The organism is Mesorhizobium sp. M1396 (genome assembly GCF_040317725.1).
Taxonomy (GTDB): domain Bacteria; phylum Pseudomonadota; class Alphaproteobacteria; order Rhizobiales; family Rhizobiaceae; genus Mesorhizobium.
The window spans coordinates 122,381-143,354 of sequence record NZ_JAMYLA010000012.1 but is presented as its reverse complement, the minus strand read 5'-3'; the positions used below and the strand labels follow the sequence as shown (position 1 = coordinate 143,354).

The window sequence follows — 20,974 nt, the reverse complement described above, 5'->3', positions numbered from 1 at the left end:
CATCGGGGAACACCTCTGCCTAGGGTAAGTCTTTGTCGCAGAAGCATTTTCCCTGATTCGGAGCCCCGATGCACCTCAACTCTGTGAGATATTCGGGCTAGCGTCAGGCCTTGCTCCAGCCACGCCTTTGCGCCCGCCAGCACGAGGGTGAAGCCGCCGGTTGAATCGACGGCTTCTTTTTACTTGCTGATCGCCGTTGCCGGCGAAGCCGAAATTGCGAACCTCCAGAAAGGTCGCGTCGCCTGGCATTTCCGTGAAGGTCCAGACCACCGTGGTCGGCGGATCGCTCCACCGCATGACGATCTTTTCGTTCGCGACGATCTCGCTGACAGTGACCGTCGTCGAGACGCCGTACATGCGCCACTCCCAGCGGACTTCCTTGCCACTATCCAGCCGGCCGCTGCCGTGGGTGAACCAGAATTTCGTGGTGATGGCCGGATCGACGATGGCCTCGAACACTTCGGCGACAGGTCGCCGGATCAGCATGCCGGCTTCGGCGGTTGGGGTTTCGCGGATCTCCATTGGATGCTCCCTTTCGAGCTTGGCGCTCATGGCGCTACTTTCGTCAGGTCTAGGTATGGGGTCGCTCAGATATTGGTCTCGTTGGCGGGTTCGCCCTTCATCTCGCTGCGGTAGTAGCCGTCGCGCAGATTGATGCCGTATTCGACATAGGCTTTCATGCAGGCCAGCATCTGCGACCAGCCTTCGCAGTTGAGGTAGGACTTCTTCAGGCCGGCAGCACCTTCCTGCCAGCCGCTCTCGGCGATGGTGACGAAGGTGCCGCCATCGTCGAGCGGCTCGAAATTCATCTCGACGCGGGTCTTGTAGGCGGGCTTGCCGTCGGCATCGGTGGCATCCCAGCGCAGCACGATGCGGCTGTCCTTGACCACTTCATCGACCTCGACCGGCACCTTGCCCCACCAGACGACGCCGGCACCGGCTTCCAGCGGGCCGCTGGCACCGCCGATGGTGGTGAAATAGCCGCTGAGCTTCTTTGGATTGACGACCGCGTCGAAGACTTCGGCGACCGGTTTGCCGATGCGTCCGGAAACACTGAATCCAAGTGACATATCCACAACTCCTTCCCTTGATCGGCTCAAGAATATGTTATAGAAACATAACATGTCAAGCCGATCGCAAGATGACAATGTTTTCAAGGCGCTGGCGCATCCGCGCCGGCGCGAAATGCTGGACCAGCTGAAGAACATGCCGAAAACCACCGGCATGCTGTGCGATGCGTTTCCCGATATCGACCGCTGCACGGTGATGCTGCATCTCAAGGTGCTGGAGGAGGCCGACCTGATCGTCGCGCGGCGCGTGGGACGCGAGCGCTGGAACCATCTCAACGCGCTGCCAATCAAGCAGATCCACGATCGCTGGATCAGCCAGTATGCCGGCCATGCACTCAGCATCATCGACCGGCTGAAGTCGGATCTGGAGGCGTGAGCAACCGCGGCAGACTATGTCGTGCGTCCCATACGCCCTGTGGCTGGACGAATTGAGCCGATTTATCTATAAGCCGGCCATTCCGACAGAGAACGCCGTGCTTCCACGAGTTGCACCTGGGACGCTCTGAAATTTTGAATTCGAGCATTGCGGAAGATGAGGTGAGATCACCTCGCTTCGGGATGCTCTAGCCGAGAAGACGACAGGGGTGCCATGGCTGGCCATTCACAGTTCAAGAACATCATGCACCGCAAGGGCCGCCAGGATGCGGTGCGGTCGAAAATGTTTTCCAAGCTGGCGCGCGAAATCACCGTTGCCGCCAAGAGCGGGACGCCCGATCCGTCGATGAACCCGCGCCTGCGCCTGGCGATCCAGAACGCCAAGGCGGTGTCGATGCCGAAGGACAACATCCAGCGCGCCGTCAACAAGGCTTCGATGGGCGACGCCGAGAACTACGAAGCCGTGCGCTATGAGGGCTATGGCCCAGGTGGCGTCGCCGTCATCGTCGAGGCGCTGACCGACAACCGCAACCGTTCGGCCTCGAATGTGCGCGCCGCCTTCACCAAGGCTGGCGGCGCGATGGGCGAAACCGGCTCGGTGTCGTTCATGTGGGACCGTGCCGGCGAGATCTACTATCCGGCATCGGCCGGCAGCCCTGACAAGATCATGGATGCGGCGATCGAAGCCGGTGCCGACGATGTGGAGTCCGATGAAGAAGGCCACACCATCTATTGCGCCTTCGAAAATCTCGGCGAAGTGTCGAAGGCGCTGGAAGGCGCGCTCGGCGAGGCTGAATCGGTGAAGCCGATCTGGCGGCCGCAGAACAATGTTCCGGTCGACGAGGAGCGGGCACAATCGCTGATGAAGCTGGTCGCCACGCTCGAGGATGACGACGACGTGCAGAGCGTCTACGCCAACTTCGAAGTCGATGACGAGACCATGGCCAAGCTCAGCGCGGCATGAGCGGAACTCAGCCCGGCATGAGCGAGCTCAGCCTGAGACATAAGCGGAGCTTAGTCTGATATGAGCGAAAAAGCGCTTCCCGCCATCCGCATCACCTATTGCACGCAGTGCCAGTGGCTGCTGCGTGCCGGCTGGATGGCGCAGGAGCTGCTGTCGACCTTCGGCGCGGATCTCGGCGAAGTGACGCTGGTGCCCGGTACCGGCGGCATCTTCACCATTTCCTGCAATGAGGTGCTGGTCTGGGATCGCAAGCGCGATGGAGGCTTTCCGGACGCGGCCAAGCTCAAGCAACTGGTCCGCGATGTCATCGACCCGGATCGCGATCTCGGTCATTCGGATCGAAAAACAAAGGCCTGAAGATCGCCGGCGCAGCCGTCACTTGCGTCGCAACGCCCCGAAGGCGGCGCCTATGGCAATGCCCATAGCGATGCCGATTGGCAGATCATCCAGAGCGGCGCCGATCGCCGCGCCGACACCAACTCCGATGGCCATGCCGAAGGCCATATTCGAGTATTGATCCTTCAAAACGCATCTCCCAAACGATCGCCGTGAATTTCTGGTGCGGAGACCACGCGGTCGGTCACCGGTGGCTCCGCCCATTGCCGTCAACGCGCGGCGAACCAGAAGGATGCCAGCGCGGCTATGCCGCTGATGGTGCGGACATGGTTCCACATCACCCATTCATTGAGGTATCGCGACCACAGGCTTGTGCCGCCGGCGCTTGCCGGATCGACGGCGGCAAGTGCATCGTTGAGCGGGACGTTGAAGACCATCGTCACCACCACGATGCCGATGAGATAGACCAGGCTGCCGGCAACCAGCCAGAGCGAACCCGGCTGGCTCCAGCCCATCACAGCGCCGATGGCGACAAGGACGCAGATAAGCGCCGTGCCGAACAGGGCGGTCATGAACAGCGGCGTCACGGCCGTCACGTTGATCGAATTCATCGCGGCGATGCCGCCAGCGGCGGGCATGCGGGCGAGGCCCGGCATGACGAAGCTGGAAAAGGCGAAGAAGACGCCGCTGACGACGCCCGAGCCGATTGCGGCAATGAAGATCAGGGTGGGAAGAAGTTTCGCGATCATGTCAGTTGCTCCAGATGCCTTCTGTATTAAAATGTGACTAATCCTCACATTTGCAAAACGTGATAAACCCTCGTATTTTCCAAGTCAAGCGATTTTTCCGGCACTGGAGTTAGCCATGGAAGACACGGCCGCGCGATTTTCCCCTCAGGAGCAGGTCGCTTCGCCGCGCCGGGCGCCGAGCCAGCAGCGCAGCCGCGAGCGGGTCGGGCGCATGCTGGCCGCCGCTTCGACGCTGATTGCCGAGCAGGGCAGCGACGCCATGCGCATGGGTGAGGTGGCGGAACGGGCAGGGGTGTCGATCGGTTCGCTCTATCAGTTCTTTCCGGATAAGCGGGCGATCATCTGGGCCCTGGCCGAGCGCTACACCGCCGAGAGCCAGGCCTGCATCTCAGCCGCACTGGCTGATGTCAGCGACGCCGAAGGACTGAGCCAAGCGTTTTCGGAGCTGGTCGATATCTATTACCGGCTGTTCCTGGCTGAGCCGGTGATGCGCGATATCTGGTCGGGTACACAGGCCGACAAGGCGCTGCGCCAGCTCGAGCTCGCCGACAGCCGGGCCAATGCGGAATTTCTATCCGCGGTGCTGAAACGGCTGCGACCGGCGGCCGATCCGGTGGCGCTGGAAACGACGGCGTTGCTGGTCTGGCAGATGGGTGAAGCCGCCATGCGGCTGGCGATCTCGGTCGGGCGAGATGAGGGCGACAGGCTGGTTGCCACCTACAAGCGCATGGCGCTCAGGGAGTTGCTGGCCGAGTAGAGCCTCGCGTTAGCGGCCGAAATAGTCCCTCAGCATTTCCGCGCGCTCATCCTCTGCGCACATCGCCATGCGGCCGAGGTTGAACTGGCCCCGATAGAGCGCGACGACAGCCAACGCGCAATTCACCGTCACATCATCGGTGGCAGTTGCCAGATCCAGCAATGCCAAATGCACAAGTGTTCGCCACGCTGCCTGGTAATGCGGTTCGATCCAACGAGGAACCGGCGGATTCCGATCGTAGAGCAGACGCGCTTCTTCGATGGTTGCGGCCAGACCATAGGCCCCCCAGTAAGCCGGAGCTTGGCCTTCGGAGATGCGAACGATTTCAACGACCGCCGCGTAAGACGCGTCTCCGACATCTCCCTGATGATGCAATTCATTCCAGAGGTCGTCCCAAACCGACCTGTCATCGTAGCGAAGGGCCAAAGCTCGCAAGGCCGGTCGTGGATCGTAGATAACCTTGTATCCACCTCGAAGGCCAGACCATCGTTCATCGTCGAGAAAAGACATATTGCCCTCGGTCACCAATTGCGTTCCGCCACGGTCATTTGAGGTCAACAAAAAACCCGCCACCAGGGCGGGTTTTCGATCTGCGATAGGTGTTCGCCCTTAGAGGCCGAAACCTTCGAAACGCTTCTTGAACTTCGACAGGCGGCCGCCGCGGTCGAGCAAGGTCTGCTGGCCGCCGGTCCAGGCCGGGTGGGTGGTCGGGTCGATATCGAGGTTCATCGTATCGCCTTCCTTGCCCCAGGTCGAACGGGTCGTGTATTCGGTGCCGTCGGTCATGACGACCTTGATGGTGTGGTAATCGGGATGAATGTCGGTCTTCATGGTTCGGTTCCTGGCTTGCCGGCGCTGCTGACGGGCATAAGCCTGCGTCGATGCGCCCCTTTTTAAAACTCGAAGCCGCAGCTATTGAGGAGCCACGGCTTCTAAAACGGTCGGCGAGCCTATACATCAGCCGGAATTGAATCACAAGGCCGCGGCAAGCGCATATTGAAGCGCATGCCTCAAGGGCGGCTAGAGGAAACACTGGGATGGCGCAAATCAGCAGCGCAGACGAGCGCCGGCGCTCGCTCAAGCCGCTCGGGCGCCTGTTTCCGTACATCACGCACTATCGCACGCTGGTCATCGGCGCCATCATCTCACTGGTCATCGCCGCGACAACGACCCTGGCACTGCCGCTGGCGGTACGGCGCATGATTGATCATGGATTCTCGTCGGCCAACACCATTTTCATCGCCGAATATTTCGCCGCGCTGGTGGCGATGGCCGCGCTGCTGGCGGCGGCATCGGCCGGCCGCTACTATTTCGTCATCACGCTCGGCGAACGCGTCGTCGCCGACATCCGCCGTGATGTCTTTGCTCATGTGACGACGCTGTCCCCTTCCTTCTTCGATACCGCCCAGTCGGGCGAGATCGTGTCGCGGCTCGCCGCCGACACGACGCAGGTCAAGTCGGCGGTCGGGGCGACGGCCTCGGTCGCGCTGCGCAACGTCATCCTTGGCCTCGGCGCGGTGGGGATGATGGTAATCACCAGCCCGAAACTGTCCGGCCTCGTCATTGCCGTCATTCCCGTCATCGTGCTGCCGCTGGTCGCCTTCGGCCGTTCGGTGCGACGCAAGTCCCGACAGGCGCAGGATACGCTGGCCGATGCCACAGCCTATGCGAGCGAACAGATCGGCGCGGTGCGCACGCTGCAGGCCTTCACCAACGAGAAGCTGGTCACCGGCCATTTCTCCGCCGCGGTGGAAGCCGCTTTCGAGGCGGCGCGCGCCTCGATCTTCGCGCGCTCCTTCCTCACTTTCTTTGCCATTTTCACCATCTTCTCGTCGGTCGTGGCGGTGCTGTGGTTCGGCTCGCGCGACGTGCTCGAAGGCTCGATAACGCCGGGCACGCTCGGTCAGTTCCTGCTCTATTCGGTGTTCGCCGCCGGCGCGCTGGGCGCGCTGTCGGAGGTGTGGGGCGAGCTTGCGCAAGCGGCGGGTGCCGCCGAACGGCTGACCGAGATCCTGGCCGAGAAACCGGCGATCCATGCTCCGGCAGATCCGAAGTCACTGCCCGCGGTCGCAAAAGGCGAGATAGTCTTCGACAATGTCTCCTTCTCCTACCCGGCACGGCCCGACCGCGCCGCCGTGCACGGTTTGAGCTTTCAGGTCATGCCCGGGGAAACGGTGGCGATCGTTGGGCCGTCAGGGGCCGGCAAGAGCACGGTGTTTTCGCTGATCCTGCGCTTCTACGATCCCGAAACAGGCAAGATCCTGATCGATGGCATCGACGTGCGCGAGGCCGATCCCGTTTCGGTCCGCCAGCGCATCGCCATCGTGCCGCAGGACGTCACCATCTTCGCCGCCACCGCGCGCGACAATATCGGCTTCGGCCGGCCGGGCGCCAACAAGGCCGAGATCGACACGGCGGCGAAGGACGCGCTGGCCGACGAATTCATCCTCAGGCTGGAAAAAGGCTATGACAGCCAGGTCGGCGAACGCGGCGTGACGCTGTCCGGCGGCCAGCGCCAGCGGGTGGCGATCGCCCGCGCCATCCTGCGCGACGCGCCGATCCTGCTGCTCGACGAAGCCACCTCGGCGCTAGACGCCGAAAGCGAGACGCTGGTGCAGATGGCGCTGGAGCGCCTGATGCAGGGCCGCACCACCATCGTCATCGCCCACCGGCTGGCAACCGTGTTGAAGGCCGACAGGATCCTGGTCATGGATGGTGGCTCGATCGTCGAGGAAGGCACGCATCAGAGCCTGGTCGCCAAGGGCGGCATTTATGCGCGCTTGGCCAAGCTGCAGTTCGAAACCGGCGCCAGCGCCTTCAAGGGGGCGGCGGAGTAGTTCAAGCTGTCTGCAATCTTGAAGTGGCGGCCGCCCTACGCGGCTCCATAGCGCTGCTTCAGATGGTTCACGAAATAGGTGGCGTTGAGCTTTTCGCCGGTGGCGCGTTCGAGCAGGTCCGGCGTCGACCAGCATGATCCCTGCGACCAGATTTTTTGGCGGCGCCAGTCGTTGATCGCCTCGAAATTACCTTTGGCAAGATCCTCGTCGGCTAAAGGATGTTCCCGCGTCAGCGCCGCCCATTGCTGCGCCGCCATCATCGCGCCCAGCGTATAGGAGGGGAAGTAGCCGAAGGCGGCGCCCGGCCAATGCACGTCCTGCATAGGCCCGTCGGCGGGGTTGTCGATGGTGGAGAGACCAAGATAGTCGCGCATCTTGGCGTCCCAGGCTTCGGGCAGGTCGGCCACCTCCAGCCGGCCCGAGACGAGGTCCTGTTCCAGTTCGTAGCGCAGGATGACATGCAGGGGATAGGTCACCTCGTCGGCATCGACACGGATCAGGCCGCGCTCGACGCGATGCACATGCGGCAGGATATCGTCGAGCGACCAGGCTTCGCCGAGATGCTTTTCGATCACCGGCAGCGCCCAGCGCCAGAAGGCCGGGTTGCGGCCGAGCTGCTTTTCGACGAACAGGCTCTGGCTTTCATGCACGGCCATGCCGCGCGCCTTGCCGAGCGGCCAGTGCGACCATGCCTTCGGCAGGTTCTGTTCGTAGAGCGCATGGCCGGTCTCGTGCAGCACGCCCATCAGCGCCGACAGGAAATCAGACGTCTTGTAGCGGGTGGTGATGCGCACGTCGCTCGGCACGCCGCCGCAGAAAGGATGGTGCGACACCGATAGCGACCCGTGTGTCAGGTCGAAGCCGACCGCCGCCATCATGGCGAGGCCGAGCTCGCGCTGCCGGTCGATCGCATAGGTGCCCGACAGCGGCTTCAACGGGCGCTTACGCAGCCGCGTTTCCTGGATCGCCAGCGCCTCCGGCACAAAGCTTTTCAGGAAAGCCTTCAGATCGGCGAACACAGGCGTGATGTCGGCGGTGCGGTTGCCGGGATCGTATTGCTCCATCAGCGCGTCATAGGGGGCGAGGCCGAGCACGTCGGCACGCAGCGCCGCCTCCTCGCGCACCAGCGTCACCACGCCCTCCAGCGCCGGCTGGAAGCCCGCCCAGTCGTTCTTGGCGCGCAAGTCGCGCCACAGCTGCTCGCAACGCATGCGCGCGGTCGTCTGGCGTTCGACGAATTCGACCGGCAGGCAGGTCAGATTGGTGTATTGCCGCCGCAATTCCGCGACAGCGGCACGTTGCTCCTCACCAAGCGCCTCGCCTTCGGCCGCGGCGATCCAGTCCGCTATCTCTGGCGCCGTTGCCCTGGTGTGATACATGCCGGCCAGTGCCGACATCGCCTCGGCGCGCTTCTCACCACCGCCGACAGCCATGTGGGTGGCCTCGTCGGCACCGAGGATGGCCAGCGCATGCTCGAGCGCTTCGAGCTTGTGGCCGAGATCATCGAGTTTCTGAAAGGACATGGCGACTTCCGTGATTGAGGACGGCGCGAAAAGATACCAACGCAAAGACGTTTGCAACCCTCAGGCACTGTACGGGGGACGCATCTTGCGCGGGTGCGGTCATGCGTGAAATGCTGCCGGCAACAATTGAGTGGGAACAACATGATCGGCAACATCCTGGTGGGACTGGTGGCCTTGATCCATGTCTACATCGTCTACCTCGAAATGGTGCTGTGGGACACGCCGCGCGGACGCAAGGTTTTCAATCTGACACCCGAATTCGCCAGCGCCTCCAAGGTGCTCGCCGCCAATCAGGGGCTCTACAATGGTTTCCTCGCAGCCGGCCTGATCTGGGGACTTTACCTCGGTGCGGCCGGTCTCCAGGTCAAGGTTTTCTTCCTGTTGTGCGTAACCATTGCCGGCCTCTATGGCGCGGCAACGGTCGGCCGCAAGATCCTGTTCATCCAGACCGTGCCGGCGGTAGTTGCCCTGATCGCGGTCTGGTTTGGCTGGTAGGAAGCTGGGCTGGTAAAAAAGCCCGCGGGATTGGCCCCCGAGGGCATCAGGCGGCCCCTTCCTCTTGGACCGTTTCAGGCGCTGTGGCCTCAGCCGTTCGGGTAGTTGCCGCCGTGATGATGGATCAACGTTCGGTGAGCTTCAGTTCAATGCGCCGGTTCTTGTTGCGCGCCTCTTCGGTGTCGGCGGGATCGAGCGGCTGGAACTCGCCGAAACCGGCGGCGACGAGCCGGTTGGCCGGCACGCCATTCTCGATCAGGAATTTTACCACCGAGGTCGAACGCGCCGTCGACAGCTCCCAGTTGTCGCGGTAGCGGCCGGTGCCGGAAAGCGGCTTGTTGTCGGTATGGCCGTCGACGCGCAGCACCCAGTTGATCTCGGGAGGGATTTCCTTCTGCAGCTCGATGATGGCGTCGGCGAGCTTCTTCATCTCGACCTTGCCGGCATCGTTGATTACCTCGGAGCCGGTCGGGAACAACACTTCCGACTGGAAGACGAAGCGGTCGCCGACGATGCGGATGTTCTCGCGGTCGGCGAGGATTTCGCGCAAACGGCCGAAGAAATCGGAGCGGTAGCGGTTCAATTCCTGCACGCGCTGCGCCAGTGCGACGTTCAGGCGGCGGCCGAGATCGGCTATCTTGGTGTTGGAATCGCGGTCACGGGTTTCGGAGACGTTGAGCGCATCCTCGAGCGCGCCGATCTGCTTGCGCAAAGCCGCGATCTGCTGGTTGAGGATCTCGACCTGGCTCAGCGCCTGCTGACTGATCTGGCGCTGGTTGTCCAGTTCGCCGCCCAGCGCCGCGGCGCGCTGGTTGGCGGCGTCGCCGGCACCCGCACCTTGCGCCAGCAATTGTTCGAGCCGGCTCTTTTCCGCTTCAGCCGCCGACAGCGACGCCTGCAGATTGGCCAGCGAGTCATCCTTGTCCTGCGTTGACGAGCGCTCCAGCGCCAGAAGCTGGGTCAATTCGTTGATCTGCGAGTTGAGGCGCGTGAGCGCCGTATCCTTGCCTGAGAGTTCGCGGCCGAGCAGGAACTGCGCCAGAACGAAGACGGTGAGCAGGAACATGATGGCCAGCAGCAGCGTCGACAGCGCGTCGACGAAGCCCGGCCAATAGTCGATGCGGCGATCGGTGCGCCGGCCCCTGGCAAGTGCCACGTCAATGCACCCCTGGCTTCTTCAGGGCGTCGGCGATCTTTTCCAGCGTGTTGCGCATCGCCTTCTGCTCGTCGGACTGGGCCTCGACCCAGTCGCGCATGATCTGCTGTTCCGAGCGCATGTTCTTGACCAGGCCGGAAATGCCGTCGGCGAGATTGGCCATGGCGGTGGCGACGCGCGGATTTGAGCCGCCGCCATTCTCCTGCATGCTGCGCAGTCTTTCCGACAGGACCCGGATCTCGTCCGAGGATTCGGTCTTGGCCGGGTCGGCGACGACGATGTCGGACGACAGGTCCGTAACCGAGGACAGCCAGTTTTCCAGTTCGGTGTAGAAGCGCGTCTGGGCACGGCCGGCCTGCAGGTCGAGGAAGCCGAGCACCAGGGAGCCGGACAGGCCGAACAGCGAGGACGAGAAGGCCGTGCCCATGCCGGCCAGCGGCGCGGACAGCCCTTGCTTCAGCGAATCGAGCACCGCCGCGGCGTCACCCGTGCCCGGATCGAGCGATTCAATCGTCTCGCGGATCGAGCCGATGGTGTTCAAAAGGCCCCAGAAGGTGCCGAGCAGGCCGAGGAACACCAGCAGGCCGACGAGGTAGCGCGAGGTGTCGCGGCTTTCGTCGAGGCGTGTGGCGATGGAATCGAGCATGGTGCGCATCGAACTGGTCGAGAAAGCCGTCGCCGAGGAGCGGCCGATCATCGCCTTCATTGGCGCCAGCAGCACCGGTTCGGTGGTCTCAGAGCCGGCCCGGAAGGAGTTGACCCACCGAACTTCGCGAAACAGCCGTCCGACTTGGGCGAAGGCCAAGAGGATGCCGACCACCAGCACGCCCACGATCAGCCCGTTGAGGCCGGGATTGCTGCCAAAGGCGGTCGAGATCTGCCGGGTCAGGATGGCTGCGATGAAGGCGACGATGACCAGGAAGATCATCATGGTCAGCAGGAAGACCTGCGGGCTTGAGAGTTTGTGCGGGTCGTAGATCAGGACGTCAGAGCGTCTGCCCATGCCGAAGGATTTGAGAAAAGCCATCCGTGCCCCGTTTCCGATGCCGCCGCCGATCACGTAAACCGCGACTCTAAACGGAATTGTGACCAAATTGAATGGCGCTTGGCAAGATTGCCGCGTCGACGGCTGTGTCAGAGCCGATTGATGACCAGACAGTCGACCATGGCGGCCAGATGCAGGCCGGCGCCGGTGACGACGAAACCGTGCCACAGCGCATTGTGGAAACGCAGCCCCTTCCAGGCGAAGAAGACGACGCCGCAGGAGTAGACGATGCCGCCGGCGACGATGAGGGCGATCGACGTCGTCGGCAGCGTCTGGACAAGCGGCTTGACCAGGATGATGCCGCTCCAGCCGATGGCGAGATAGAAGCCGATGGCCAGCCGGTCGAAACGGCCGGGAAAAAACACCTTGACGGCAATGCCCAGCACCGCCGCGGTCCAGACCAGGACTATCATCCAGCGCGCCAACGGCGAGCCTTCGAGCTGGGCCAGGAAAGGCGTGTAGGTCGCGGCGATCAGCAGATAGATCGCGGCGTGATCGAAACGCCGCAAGACCCATTTCGCCGGCGACGACACTGGCCACAGATTGTAAGTCATCGACACCGACAGCACGGTAAGCAGCGAGACCACATAGAAGGCGGCGGCAATGTATTCGCCCGGCCCGACACGAAAGGCCGACAGCGCCAGCAATGCCGAACCGACCGATATCGCCAGCACGATACCGACCGCGTGGACGATGCCGTCAGCGATCATCTCGGCGCGCGAATAGTGCCAGCGTCCGATGAATGGGATGTCGGGGGTGGGATTGATGTCGTTCACTGCCGGGTTTCCTGCGCCGAGCGCTCCAATTTGGACGCTCGCCGGGCAGTATTTCAAGTCTTGTTTGCGGATTTACGACTGCGGCGCTTCAGCGCGGCATGCCTTCAACGCGGCTGCCTGTCAACGAGAGGAGAGCGGCTTCTTCACGGCCTTCAGCAGGGCTCGCTGGATGATCTCGTTGCCGGCGACAACCGAGCCGTTGTCGAGCATGTCCTGGCCGCCATCCATGTCGGAGACGAAGCCGCCCGCCTCGCGGATCAAAAGCAGCCCGGCGGCGATATCCCAGGGGGACAGGCCCGTTTCCCAGAACCCGTCCATGCGGCCGGCGGCGATATAGGCAAGATCGAGCGATGCGGAGCCCATGCGGCGGACGCCGGAGACTTCGGCCATGACATTGCGCAGCTCGACGAGGAAATTGCCGTGATGACCACGGCCGAGATGCGGCATGCCGCAGCCGATCACCGTGTCGACCAGTTTGATGCGTCCGGCGACGCGCAAGCGGCGGTCGTTCATGAAGGCGCCGCCGCCGCGTTCGCAGGTGTAGAGCTCGTCCATCGCCGGGTTGTAGATGACGCCGGCAACGATCTGCCCCTGGCGTTCCAACGCGATCGAAACGGCAAAGAGCGGGATGCCGTGCAGGAAATTGGTGGTGCCGTCGAGCGGATCGACGATCCAGCGATGCTGGCCGTCGTCACCCTCGACCGCGCCGCGCTCTTCCATCAGGAACGAATAGCCCGGCCGTGCCTTGGACAGCTCGGCAAAGAGGATGTCCTCGGCCTTGCGATCGGCTTGGCTGACGTAATCGCCGGGGCCTTTCATCGAGACCTGCAGGTTCTGCACCTCGCCGAAGTCGCGCGATAGCGAGCGGCCGGCTTTCATTGCTGCCTGGACCATGACGTTAAGGAGGGCTGAGCGTGCCATAGTGGTTCTTCCTGCTGCTGCGTGTCAGTCCGCGCGGCGCACGTAAGTGATTTCGTTGGTGTCGACGATGATGCGCTCGCCGGCGCCGATGAATGGCGGCACCAGCACGCGGATGCCGTTTTCCAGGATCGCGGGCTTGTAGGACGAAGCCGCCGTCTGACCCTTCACCACCGGGTCGGCCTCGGTGATGGTCAGCGTCACATAGTCGGGCAGCGAAATGCCGATCGGCCTCTCTTCGTAGAGCTGAACCGTCACCATCATGCCGTCCTGCAGGAAGGCGGCGCGATCGCCGACGAAGTCCTTGTTCAATTCGAGCTGCTCGTAGCTCTGGGTGTCCATGAACACCAGCGCGTCTTCCTGCGCGTAGAGAAAGGAAAAATCCTTCAGGTCGAGCCGGATCTGTTCGACCGTCTCGGCCGAGCGGAAGCGCTCGTTGAGCTTGGTGCCGTTGATGAGGTTCTTCAGTTCGACCTGGTTGTAGGCGCCGCCCTTGCCGGGCTTGACGGTGTTGGTCCTGACCGCCACCCAAAGGCCGCCATCATGCTCGATGACATAGCCGGGACGGATTTCGTTGCCATTGATCTTGGCCATGATGAGGTGATCCGGAATGATACCAACGGCCTGGCTGTTGGTATGGGGTGTTCGCTGGGAAAGCGATTTCGGGCCCCCAAGACCACAAATCGTCAGAAGAGGCAAGGGAGCGCCAAGTCGGCGACGAACCGGAGAGGCGGTTACGGCAGGCGGTTCGCCTTCTGCAATGCCTGCTTGGTCTCGTCGTCGCTCAACCCTTGCAGGAAGTCGTCCATCTGCGGATCGATGAGGCCGGCGCGGCGGGCAACGATGTACCAAGCGCCAGCGAGGACAAGGTCCGGATCGGTGCCGATGCCTTGCATATAGAGTTTTGCCAGGCGGTTCTCGGCGGCGACATTGCCGCCTTCCGCCGCCTGTTTCGTCCAGCCGAAGGCGGATTTCAGGTCGCGCGCACCGCCGCGGCCTTCGATCATCCAGGCGGCGAGGTCGATCTGCGCGGTGTCGTAGTTCTGTCGTGCCGCCTGCGCCAGCAGTCGCCTTGCCTGCGCATCGTCACGCGGCCTGCCGCCGACTCCATTGGCGTAGATCTGCGACATCGCATACTGCGCGTCGGCAAGGCCCGTCGCGGCGGCGCGCTCATAGTAGGAGACCGCCTTCGCGATGCCGGCGTCGCCGGGGTCCTGCTGAACCAGCATCTGCGCGAAATTGAATTGCGCCAGCCGGTTGCCGGCTTCGGCGGCGGCCTGCATCAACGCATAGGCTTCCTTTTCGTCCTTCTTCACGTAGCGGCCGTCAAGCAGCATCAGGGCGTACTGGAACTGCGCCTCCGGCACACCCTGCTCGGCGGCCAGCGCGTACCATTTCGCCGCCTCAGCCGAATTGAGCGGCACACCAAGCCCGCGCGACAGGATCTCCGCGACGAGCGTCTGCGCCGCCGGATCGCCGTTTTGCGCCCGGACCAGCGCCAGATTGTAGGCTGTCTTGTAGAGCCCGCGCTGGAAGGCGCCATAGGCCGCGTCGGCGGGTTTTGCGCCGAAGCGGTCAGGGTTGATGGTGTCGGCCGACGGCAGCGGCGCGGGCTCGGCCGTGGTGGCGGGCTGCGGCAGCGGCTTGTCGATCGGCTTGTCGGTGTGAATGCCGATTTCCGGCTTGGGCCGCGGGATGGTCTCCGCGGCCGCTGCCTGGACCATCAGCGCCGCAAGCAGAGCCTGGAGGGGATGCCTCACCGAGGGCACGTCAGTCCTCGAAGCGCGGCGCGGTCTCGTCGAGCAGCGCGTTGGCGCTGGCGACCGCTGTCTTGGGATCGGTGCCGTCGGCGAACACGGCGCTCGACAGCGCCACGAATTCGGCACCCGTGGCGCCTACCGCTTCGACCGAGGCGATGTCGGATCCGGCCATGACGATGCACGGGATCTGGATCATATCCGCCCACCATCTGCCGAGCGACAGGTTGCGCGGGTGCGGTTCTGGCTTGTTGTCGTAACCGAAGCGGCCGAAGAAGATGTAGTCGGGCCGCGTCTCGCCGAGTTCGAGCGCGTCGTCACGCGTTTTGGCGCCGCCGGTGCCGACCATCATCCTTGCCTGGAAATGCTCGATCGTCTCGGCCAGCTCGGCCTTGGAGACCTCGACATGGATGCCGTCGGCCTGGACGCGGCCGGCTATGCGGGTGTCGCCGGCGATAATAACGGCCGCGCCGGCGGCTTGCGCTGCCGGCACGATCTGTTCGGCGAAAGCCTGGAAGGAGGCCTCATCCATGCCGTTTTCGGGAAGGATCAGCGAAGCGACGTCGCCGCCTTCGAATGCGGCGGCGATACGGGCCGCCGGCACGCCGGGCGGCGCGATCAGCACTATGCGACAGCGGTTGGGGGGCGTTGCGTCATTCATGGTTCTTCGGGTCCCGCGTTTCGCCTATGCCGGGCGAAGATGGTTGGATTGCGGCATAGAGCAAAGTGCCCGCTTTGAACAGGCGGGCAGCCGGGATCGCGATATTGGCCCGCCGGACGCCGGCGGACCGCTTTACTTGATCGGGTGTGGGCTTGCGACGGGCGTTTTCGACCTCCACAGCGTCCAGCCGAGATTCATGCCGGCGGCGGCGATCAGGATGGCGGTGGCGCCGACGACCTGGCTCAGATGCAGCCGATGGCCGAAGGCGACGACATCGACCAGGATGGCGACCACCGGGTAGATGAAGGACAGCGACCCCTGCAGATGCGTCGGCAGCTTCTGGATGGCGCCATACATCAAAATGTACATCAGGCCGGTGTGGACGATGCCGAGCGTCGCCAGCATGGTCCAGCTCCACGCATCGGCCGGAAGCTGCGAAAAATTGGCGAACGGCGCCAGCATGAGGACGCCGACGCAGACCTGGATCAGTGCGATCAGGTGCGGCGGCGTGCCCTTGAGCTTCTTGGTGACGATGGCGGCAACGGCCCAGAAGAAAGCCGCGCCCAACGCCATGACGATGCCGGTAAAATAGTCCGTGCCGGGCATGCCGGCATTGGCGCCGGCGTCGGGGGCCGACTGTACGATCAGCACCATGCCGGCGAAGGCGATGGCCAGCCAGGTCAGCTTGGTCAGGGTCAGCCGCTCGCCGAAGAAGAGCGCGCCGAAGCCGACCAGCATGAAGGGCTGCGTGTTGTAGACAGCCGTGGCGATCGAGATCGACGCACGGGAGAAAGCGCTGAACAGCAAAAGCCAGTTGACGACGATGGCGACCCCGCCGAGCACGGCGATGCCGATGATGCGCGGCGACAGCCTGTTGCGCAGCAAGCCCAGGGCGGTGCAGATGATGAGCAGCGTCAGCGCGCCGAACGCGCAGCGCCAGAACACCACATCCATGATAGGCTGGCCGGACAGGATGACGAACCATCCGATCGTTCCCAGGATCGCCATCGCGGCCGACATTTCGACCGTGCCACGCACTGTATCGTTCATAACAAACCTCCGTACCGGTTAAGCCATTATAATCTCATGCCGTAACGCGGCTTTCTATCGAATGAGAAAGGAGGTATGGGTTGGACGCCTAATTATATTAGGCTATGGCTCCAAATCAGCGGGAAATGTAAAATGCTGGACGATCTCGACCGAAATCTCCTTGAAATCCTGGTCAAGGATGCGCGGACGTCGCTAAAGGAGCTGGCCGCCCAGGTCGGGCTGTCCTCGCCAAGCGTTTCGGAGCGGCTTCGGCGGCTCGAGGAGCGCGGCGTCATCCGGGCATTCACTGTCGAGATCGACCCGCTGGCGCTCGGCTATACGTTGCAGGCGATCGTGCGCATCCGGCCTCTGCCGGGCAAGCTGCACATCGTCCAGAAGCTGATCGAGGAGATCCCCGAATTCGGCGAATGCGACAAGGTGACGGGCGATGACTGTTTCGTCGCCCGTCTGTTCGTGCGTTCGATCGGCGATCTTGACGGGATTTTGGACCGCATCGCCGACAAGGCCGAGACCAGCACCGCCATCATCAAGGCGCAGCCGATCCGGCGGCGGCCGCCGCCGCTCGATGCAACCGCGTCTCGGGTCAGGGCAAAGGTCTTGCAGGCATCCTGAACCGGACTAACCCCGGCCGGCTTTCGGAAGCCTGAATCGAAGGATCTCGAGCGGCCAGTGTTCCTGCTGGTCTCGGCCCGCTGATAGGCAGCGCCTGCCATTGGCGGCGCGCAGGAGCCACGTTCATATTTGCTGTCGCTCCGCCCGGGATTCTGGGTTATTCAAGCACCGACACGCTTTCCCTCCGGACCAGTCCCCTCCCATGTCAGGCCTGCTTCTCGATCCGTGGTTCTACGCGGCTGCCATTCCGGCGGTCATTCTGGTCGGCCTGTCCAAGGGCGGGTTTGGCGGCGCCGTTGGCTTCGTCGGCGTGCCGCTGATGGCGCTGACCATGCCGCCGGTACAGGCCGCCGCTATCCTGCTGCCGATCCTGTGCCTGATGGACATCGTCTCGGTTTGGACATGGTGGGGTGTCTATGACCGGAAGATGCTGGTCGACATGATGCCGGGCGCCGTCATCGGCATTGGCCTTGGCTGGCTTACGGCGGCACTGGTCACCGAAGGGGCGGTGCGGCTGATTGTCGGTGCCGTCGCCATCATCTTCGTGCTGCGCTGGCTCTATCTGCAGTTTCGCCACGGGGCCGACCACGCGGTCGCGCCCAACCGTGTGGCCGCCGCCGTCTGGGGCGCGGTCGCCGGCTTCACCAGCTTCGTTGCCCATGTCGGCGGCCCGCCCTTCCAGGTCTATGCCTTGCCGATCCGGCTCGATCCCAAGGTGCTGTCGGGCACGGCGGCGATCTTCTTTGCCGCCACCAATGCGCTGAAGCTGGTGCCCTATTTCGCGCTCGGGCAGTTCGACACCGCCAATCTGACGGCGTCGGCGGTGCTGATGCCGCTGGCGCCGCTGTCGACCATCGCCGGGGCGTGGCTGGTGCGGCGGATGCGCCCGGAAATCTTCTATCCCTTCACCTATGCAACCGTCGCGGTCGTGGCGCTGAAGCTGCTGTGGGACGGCATTGTTGGCTTGATGTAGAAAGGCGGCCGCGCGGCCGCCTTCACCGAGGGTCAGGCGGCGCTCGGCACGAGGCGACGGTTGCCGCCAAAGGCCAGTGCCGCGCCCACCAAGACAACCAGGATCATGCCGGCGAGGATGCCGATGTCATGCGCGGTCGGCTTAAGCACCATGTCGGCAATGATCACCAGCATTACCGCATAGTCGAAGCGTGCCGCGCTCATCATGCGCTCACCGATGGCAAGAACAGCCGGTGTGACGCCCTCCTTGGCGATCATCGCCCCCATGCGCTCGCCGGTCGGCTTGAAGATGAACATGCCGATCGAAAAGGTCGTGGCGTAGCCGGCAAGGCCGATCAGTACCCACAGATCGGAGAAGCCGACCCAGAAACCGCACATCATGAGGCCGAAGATCAGCGTCAGCATCGACATCGGCGCAAAGAACTTGCCGCCCAGTTGGCCGCTGGCGCGCATCGCCTGCAGCTTGTCCTCGATGTTGCCCGCCCGCTCGGCAAGCATGCCGAGCAGGAACAGCACGAAGCCGCCACCGACCCACAGAATGGCCGTGATGACGTGGAGGAATTTAACGATCGAGTACCAGTCCATGGGTTGCTCCTGCGTGTTCCGGTCGGATTTGCGGCGGCGCTGATTTGCGCCGGCCGTCAGAGGAGCGGGCGTTTAGCCCGGCGCCTGTTTCGAAACGATGTCGCGAAAAACGCGGCTCTGTTTCAGCGCCCTGCCAATGAACGAAGCGGCTGAGATAGTAATTGCGCAATCTGATTTTCTGCTAATGTACGAAATGTCGGGAGGGGTTGGCGCGACATCGTCCGGAAACATTGCCGATGCTAGTGCGCCGACGCCGGGAGCCCGGTGGCGACAACGATCGCCTGACCATCAACCCATTCCCGCAGACGGGAAAGGCAATTCGGGGGACCATTATGCAAGGGGTAGCACGGAATTTCTTCACGTTGGCCATCATCTATGCGCTGTGCGGCATGGCGCTCGGCCTGTACATGGCGATCAGCCAGGATCACGGCCAGATGCCGACCCATGCCCACACGATGGTGGCCGGGTGGCTGATGTCGGCGGTCTTCGCCTTCTTCTACCATCTGTTTCCGGCAATCGGGCAAAAGACGCTCGCCACCGTTCATTTCTGGCTGACTGCAATCAGCGGCATCGGCCTGCTGATCGGCCTCTTTTTCCTGCTTGCCGGCAATGCCGCGATCGAACCGCTGGTGGCGGCCTCTTCGATGGGCTTCTACGCAGCCCTGCTGCTGTTTGCCTTCATCGCCTTGCCGGCGGTCTGGAAGACCGCCTGAACTGAGCATGAGGCAAGATAAAGCTGTGCCGGCCGTCTGAAAGACGGCCTGAACTGAGTGTGAGGTTCGTGCTGTGCTGTTACGGCACAGGACGGCGGCGTTCGGTCAAAAAACATATGCGCTGTTAAGGCTTCATTAAGCTTTACAGGTGTTTACTATGTTCATCCAGTGATCTGGATTCTTACCGAGTGGTTGGAGCCACTTTGTTTGACGCCTCCCTGTTAAACTCCTGAGAGCCGCCTTATCCGCGGCTCTTTTTTTGTTCGCATTTTTCCTTTTGCCCGAATGTCAGATGGGGCGCCCGACATCGGCTCGCCCATTAACCTTCTGTTAAACATGTGCTTGCCTTCACCGGTGACGAAGCGCATTTTCAAGCTTCAGTCAGACGGGTTTCCGGGTGTATCGGCAGGGAGCCGAATCGGCCGGTTGCAAGTGCAGGGACGTATCGATGAACGAGCTTTCGAAGGGCAGTGCGAAAACCGTCAAGCTGGCGGAACGCCGGGTTTTCTCGCAATCCTTCAAGCCGCTTTACCAGGAAGGTATGGGCCTGGTCGAACAGGCGGCCGAATATCTCGATGGCAAGGGCCGCGCCGAGGCGAAGAAGCTGTCCAGGCTGGCGGCCACGCTCTATGCGGCCGAATCGATGCGGCTGACCACCAGGCTTATGCAGGTTGCGTCCTGGCTGCTTTTGCAGCGCGCCGCCAACTCCGGCGAGATGACCCGCGATCAGGTCGCGTCTGAAAAGTCCAAGGTGCGCCTCGATACCGCTTCCGCCCATGACGAAGCCGCCGGCTGGGCCGAACTGCCCGAGGATTTCCTCGACCTCGTCACCCGCTCGCTGCGCCTGCAGGCACTGGTCCGCCGCATGGACGAGGAGATCTATGGCTCCGGCGCGTTGGCCGACATGCAGCCGATGGCTCGCCGCCTCAATCCGGTTTCCGACCAGATCAGCCTGCTCAACACGGCTTTCGCCAGAGGATAGACCTCGGGTACTTCTCTGTTTCCGGTTTGTTCACATTTCGCTGGCATCGCTGTCCATCGGAGGTAGACTGGACGGATGGGGGAAGCGATTCGCATCATCGGTATCGATCCGGGGCTTCGGCGCACCGGCTGGGGCATCGTCGAAAGCCTTGGCAATTCGCTGCGCTTCATTGCTTCCGGCACCGTGAAGTCCGACGACAAGGCGGCTCTGGCGACGCGGCTGTGCCAATTGCATGACGGGCTCGCCGAGATCCTACACACCGCCATGCCGCACGAGGCGGCCGTCGAACAGACCTTCGTCAACAAGGACGCCGTGGCGACGCTGAAGCTCGGCCAGGCGCGCGGCATTGCCATGCTGGTGCCGGCGCGTGCGGGCCTCGTCGTTGCCGAATATGCGCCCAACGCCGTCAAGAAGGCGGTGATCGGCGTCGGCCATGGCGACAAGAAGCAGATCCACATGATGGTGAAGGTGCTGTTGCCGAAAGCCACTTTCGATACCGAACATGCCGCCGATGCGCTGGCCATCGCCATCTGCCACGCGCATCACCGGCAGAGCGTGGCTTACAGGATGGCGCCTGCTGGATAGAGATGTTCTTGACTTGTTCGCATAGTTGGAATATTTCTTACTTGTAAGAAAGGTAT

General features: G+C 62.9%; 26 protein-coding genes and 1 pseudogene. 11 read left to right on the top strand and 16 right to left on the bottom strand.

Features of this window, described 5'->3' with window-relative positions:
* Positions 1-80: 80 nt before the first annotated feature.
* Together NKH02_RS10555 and NKH02_RS10550 are read right to left on the bottom strand one after the other, a co-directional pair.
* Positions 81-522, bottom strand: a pseudogene (locus NKH02_RS10555) (SRPBCC family protein); the annotation flags it as partial.
* A gap of 65 nt (positions 523-587) precedes the next feature.
* The gene (locus NKH02_RS10550) at positions 588-1,070 is read right to left on the bottom strand and encodes an SRPBCC domain-containing protein (RefSeq protein ID WP_352878468.1); all 483 of its coding nucleotides are present in this window, start codon (positions 1,068-1,070) and stop codon (positions 588-590) included.
* Positions 1,071-1,122: 52 nt separating this feature from the next.
* On the opposite strand from NKH02_RS10550, the gene NKH02_RS10545 reads away from it, so the two are divergent.
* The 3 genes from NKH02_RS10545 to NKH02_RS10535 all read left to right on the top strand — a co-directional run bounded on the left by NKH02_RS10545 (position 1,123) and on the right by NKH02_RS10535 (position 2,766).
* Entirely contained in the window at positions 1,123-1,446 is a 324-nt protein-coding gene (locus tag NKH02_RS10545; protein ID WP_352878465.1) for an ArsR/SmtB family transcription factor, read from the top strand.
* A 213-nt stretch (positions 1,447-1,659) separates the two neighbouring features.
* Entirely contained in the window at positions 1,660-2,409 is a 750-nt protein-coding gene (locus NKH02_RS10540) for a YebC/PmpR family DNA-binding transcriptional regulator (protein ID WP_352631991.1), read from the top strand.
* Between the two features lie 60 nt (positions 2,410-2,469).
* A complete protein-coding gene (locus NKH02_RS10535) occupies positions 2,470-2,766 on the top strand; it encodes an Rdx family protein (RefSeq protein ID WP_352653869.1) in 297 nt (98 codons plus the stop codon).
* An 18-nt stretch (positions 2,767-2,784) separates the two neighbouring features.
* On the opposite strand, the gene NKH02_RS10530 is transcribed toward NKH02_RS10535, so the two are convergent.
* Positions 2,785-2,934 (bottom strand): glycine zipper domain-containing protein, encoded by a 150-nt coding sequence (locus NKH02_RS10530; RefSeq protein ID WP_352654227.1) that lies wholly within the window; start codon positions 2,932-2,934, stop codon positions 2,785-2,787.
* Between the two features lie 80 nt (positions 2,935-3,014).
* Positions 3,015-3,494 carry an anthrone oxygenase family protein gene (locus tag NKH02_RS10525; RefSeq protein WP_352653871.1) on the bottom strand — a complete coding sequence of 160 codons (480 nt, stop codon included), beginning with the start codon at positions 3,492-3,494 and terminating at the stop codon, positions 3,015-3,017.
* Between the two features lie 115 nt (positions 3,495-3,609).
* Here NKH02_RS10525 and NKH02_RS10520 point away from each other — a divergent pair, with 115 nt between their 5' ends.
* Complete coding sequence (locus tag NKH02_RS10520) at positions 3,610-4,251, top strand: TetR/AcrR family transcriptional regulator (RefSeq protein ID WP_352878460.1); 642 nt, start codon at positions 3,610-3,612, stop codon at positions 4,249-4,251.
* 9 nt (positions 4,252-4,260) lie between these two features.
* Here the strand turns inward: NKH02_RS10520 and NKH02_RS10515 are convergent, their stop codons facing one another.
* Positions 4,261-4,776 (bottom strand): hypothetical protein, encoded by a 516-nt coding sequence (locus tag NKH02_RS10515; RefSeq protein ID WP_352878458.1) that lies wholly within the window; start codon positions 4,774-4,776, stop codon positions 4,261-4,263.
* A gap of 84 nt (positions 4,777-4,860) precedes the next feature.
* On the bottom strand, positions 4,861-5,082 hold the full coding sequence (gene rpmE, locus NKH02_RS10510) for a 50S ribosomal protein L31 (protein ID WP_023800009.1): 222 nt from the start codon (positions 5,080-5,082) through the stop codon (positions 4,861-4,863).
* A gap of 206 nt (positions 5,083-5,288) precedes the next feature.
* On the opposite strand from rpmE, the gene NKH02_RS10505 reads away from it, so the two are divergent.
* Positions 5,289-7,088, top strand: coding sequence for an ABC transporter transmembrane domain-containing protein (locus tag NKH02_RS10505; RefSeq protein WP_352878456.1), 1,800 nt, complete (start codon positions 5,289-5,291; stop codon positions 7,086-7,088).
* A 35-nt stretch (positions 7,089-7,123) separates the two neighbouring features.
* On the opposite strand, the gene NKH02_RS10500 is transcribed toward NKH02_RS10505, so the two are convergent.
* Complete coding sequence (locus tag NKH02_RS10500) at positions 7,124-8,611, bottom strand: carboxypeptidase M32 (RefSeq protein WP_352878453.1); 1,488 nt, start codon at positions 8,609-8,611, stop codon at positions 7,124-7,126.
* A 141-nt stretch (positions 8,612-8,752) separates the two neighbouring features.
* Here NKH02_RS10500 and NKH02_RS10495 point away from each other — a divergent pair, with 141 nt between their 5' ends.
* A complete protein-coding gene (locus NKH02_RS10495; protein ID WP_352878450.1) occupies positions 8,753-9,106 on the top strand; it encodes a DUF1304 domain-containing protein in 354 nt (117 codons plus the stop codon).
* Between the two features lie 124 nt (positions 9,107-9,230).
* Here the strand turns inward: NKH02_RS10495 and NKH02_RS10490 are convergent, their stop codons facing one another.
* The 8 genes from NKH02_RS10490 to NKH02_RS10455 all read right to left on the bottom strand — a co-directional run bounded on the left by NKH02_RS10490 (position 9,231) and on the right by NKH02_RS10455 (position 16,469).
* Positions 9,231-10,262 (bottom strand): peptidoglycan -binding protein, encoded by a 1,032-nt coding sequence (locus NKH02_RS10490; RefSeq protein ID WP_352864916.1) that lies wholly within the window; start codon positions 10,260-10,262, stop codon positions 9,231-9,233.
* 1 nt (position 10,263) lies between these two features.
* A complete protein-coding gene (locus NKH02_RS10485) occupies positions 10,264-11,289 on the bottom strand; it encodes a MotA/TolQ/ExbB proton channel family protein (RefSeq protein ID WP_352864914.1) in 1,026 nt (341 codons plus the stop codon).
* A gap of 107 nt (positions 11,290-11,396) precedes the next feature.
* The gene (trhA, locus tag NKH02_RS10480) at positions 11,397-12,083 is read right to left on the bottom strand and encodes a PAQR family membrane homeostasis protein TrhA (RefSeq protein WP_352864912.1); all 687 of its coding nucleotides are present in this window, start codon (positions 12,081-12,083) and stop codon (positions 11,397-11,399) included.
* Between the two features lie 120 nt (positions 12,084-12,203).
* The gene (locus tag NKH02_RS10475; protein WP_352878447.1) at positions 12,204-13,004 is read right to left on the bottom strand and encodes an inositol monophosphatase family protein; all 801 of its coding nucleotides are present in this window, start codon (positions 13,002-13,004) and stop codon (positions 12,204-12,206) included.
* A gap of 24 nt (positions 13,005-13,028) precedes the next feature.
* Positions 13,029-13,595, bottom strand: a complete 567-nt coding sequence (gene efp / locus NKH02_RS10470) for an elongation factor P (protein WP_013529127.1) — start codon at positions 13,593-13,595, stop codon at positions 13,029-13,031.
* A 140-nt stretch (positions 13,596-13,735) separates the two neighbouring features.
* A complete protein-coding gene (locus NKH02_RS10465; RefSeq protein WP_502913800.1) occupies positions 13,736-14,725 on the bottom strand; it encodes a tetratricopeptide repeat protein in 990 nt (329 codons plus the stop codon).
* 46 nt (positions 14,726-14,771) lie between these two features.
* Positions 14,772-15,419 carry a thiamine phosphate synthase gene (locus tag NKH02_RS10460; protein WP_352878443.1) on the bottom strand — a complete coding sequence of 216 codons (648 nt, stop codon included), beginning with the start codon at positions 15,417-15,419 and terminating at the stop codon, positions 14,772-14,774.
* A gap of 132 nt (positions 15,420-15,551) precedes the next feature.
* On the bottom strand, positions 15,552-16,469 hold the full coding sequence (locus tag NKH02_RS10455; protein ID WP_352878442.1) for a DMT family transporter: 918 nt from the start codon (positions 16,467-16,469) through the stop codon (positions 15,552-15,554).
* A 132-nt stretch (positions 16,470-16,601) separates the two neighbouring features.
* Between NKH02_RS10455 and NKH02_RS10450 the strand changes: the two genes are divergently transcribed.
* A complete protein-coding gene (locus NKH02_RS10450) occupies positions 16,602-17,081 on the top strand; it encodes an Lrp/AsnC family transcriptional regulator (protein ID WP_352878440.1) in 480 nt (159 codons plus the stop codon).
* Positions 17,082-17,283: 202 nt separating this feature from the next.
* Positions 17,284-18,054: a sulfite exporter TauE/SafE family protein gene (locus tag NKH02_RS10445; protein ID WP_352878437.1), complete on the top strand. Its 771-nt coding sequence runs from the start codon at positions 17,284-17,286 to the stop codon at positions 18,052-18,054.
* A 32-nt stretch (positions 18,055-18,086) separates the two neighbouring features.
* Here the strand turns inward: NKH02_RS10445 and NKH02_RS10440 are convergent, their stop codons facing one another.
* Positions 18,087-18,638, bottom strand: coding sequence for a DUF2269 family protein (locus tag NKH02_RS10440; RefSeq protein ID WP_352878434.1), 552 nt, complete (start codon positions 18,636-18,638; stop codon positions 18,087-18,089).
* Positions 18,639-18,970: 332 nt separating this feature from the next.
* Between NKH02_RS10440 and NKH02_RS10435 the strand changes: the two genes are divergently transcribed.
* The 3 genes from NKH02_RS10435 to ruvC all read left to right on the top strand — a co-directional run bounded on the left by NKH02_RS10435 (position 18,971) and on the right by ruvC (position 20,918).
* Entirely contained in the window at positions 18,971-19,351 is a 381-nt protein-coding gene (locus tag NKH02_RS10435; protein ID WP_352653904.1) for a hypothetical protein, read from the top strand.
* A 448-nt stretch (positions 19,352-19,799) separates the two neighbouring features.
* Entirely contained in the window at positions 19,800-20,333 is a 534-nt protein-coding gene (rcdA, locus tag NKH02_RS10430) for a protease adaptor protein RcdA (RefSeq protein ID WP_352864892.1), read from the top strand.
* A 75-nt stretch (positions 20,334-20,408) separates the two neighbouring features.
* On the top strand, positions 20,409-20,918 hold the full coding sequence (ruvC, locus tag NKH02_RS10425; protein ID WP_352878432.1) for a crossover junction endodeoxyribonuclease RuvC: 510 nt from the start codon (positions 20,409-20,411) through the stop codon (positions 20,916-20,918).
* The last annotated feature ends 56 nt before the right edge of the window (positions 20,919-20,974 follow it).

Coding starts and splice junctions, on each gene's coding strand:
- NKH02_RS10550 (WP_352878468.1), bottom strand. CDS start 1,070: ATGTCACTTGGATTCAGTGTTTCCGGACGCATCGGCAAACCGGTCGCC.
- NKH02_RS10545 (WP_352878465.1), top strand. CDS start 1,123: ATGTCAAGCCGATCGCAAGATGACAATGTTTTCAAGGCGCTGGCGCAT.
- NKH02_RS10540 (WP_352631991.1), top strand. CDS start 1,660: ATGGCTGGCCATTCACAGTTCAAGAACATCATGCACCGCAAGGGCCGC.
- NKH02_RS10535 (WP_352653869.1), top strand. CDS start 2,470: ATGAGCGAAAAAGCGCTTCCCGCCATCCGCATCACCTATTGCACGCAG.
- NKH02_RS10525 (WP_352653871.1), bottom strand. CDS start 3,494: ATGATCGCGAAACTTCTTCCCACCCTGATCTTCATTGCCGCAATCGGC.
- NKH02_RS10520 (WP_352878460.1), top strand. CDS start 3,610: ATGGAAGACACGGCCGCGCGATTTTCCCCTCAGGAGCAGGTCGCTTCG.
- rpmE (WP_023800009.1), bottom strand. CDS start 5,082: ATGAAGACCGACATTCATCCCGATTACCACACCATCAAGGTCGTCATG.
- NKH02_RS10505 (WP_352878456.1), top strand. CDS start 5,289: ATGGCGCAAATCAGCAGCGCAGACGAGCGCCGGCGCTCGCTCAAGCCG.
- NKH02_RS10500 (WP_352878453.1), bottom strand. CDS start 8,611: ATGTCCTTTCAGAAACTCGATGATCTCGGCCACAAGCTCGAAGCGCTC.
- NKH02_RS10495 (WP_352878450.1), top strand. CDS start 8,753: ATGATCGGCAACATCCTGGTGGGACTGGTGGCCTTGATCCATGTCTAC.
- NKH02_RS10485 (WP_352864914.1), bottom strand. CDS start 11,289: ATGGCTTTTCTCAAATCCTTCGGCATGGGCAGACGCTCTGACGTCCTG.
- NKH02_RS10475 (WP_352878447.1), bottom strand. CDS start 13,004: ATGGCACGCTCAGCCCTCCTTAACGTCATGGTCCAGGCAGCAATGAAA.
- efp (WP_013529127.1), bottom strand. CDS start 13,595: ATGGCCAAGATCAATGGCAACGAAATCCGTCCCGGCTATGTCATCGAG.
- NKH02_RS10465 (WP_502913800.1), bottom strand. CDS start 14,725: ATGGTCCAGGCAGCGGCCGCGGAGACCATCCCGCGGCCCAAGCCGGAA.
- NKH02_RS10460 (WP_352878443.1), bottom strand. CDS start 15,419: ATGAATGACGCAACGCCCCCCAACCGCTGTCGCATAGTGCTGATCGCG.
- NKH02_RS10455 (WP_352878442.1), bottom strand. CDS start 16,469: ATGAACGATACAGTGCGTGGCACGGTCGAAATGTCGGCCGCGATGGCG.
- NKH02_RS10450 (WP_352878440.1), top strand. CDS start 16,602: ATGCTGGACGATCTCGACCGAAATCTCCTTGAAATCCTGGTCAAGGAT.
- NKH02_RS10445 (WP_352878437.1), top strand. CDS start 17,284: ATGTCAGGCCTGCTTCTCGATCCGTGGTTCTACGCGGCTGCCATTCCG.
- NKH02_RS10440 (WP_352878434.1), bottom strand. CDS start 18,638: ATGGACTGGTACTCGATCGTTAAATTCCTCCACGTCATCACGGCCATT.
- NKH02_RS10435 (WP_352653904.1), top strand. CDS start 18,971: ATGCAAGGGGTAGCACGGAATTTCTTCACGTTGGCCATCATCTATGCG.
- rcdA (WP_352864892.1), top strand. CDS start 19,800: ATGAACGAGCTTTCGAAGGGCAGTGCGAAAACCGTCAAGCTGGCGGAA.
- ruvC (WP_352878432.1), top strand. CDS start 20,409: ATGGGGGAAGCGATTCGCATCATCGGTATCGATCCGGGGCTTCGGCGC.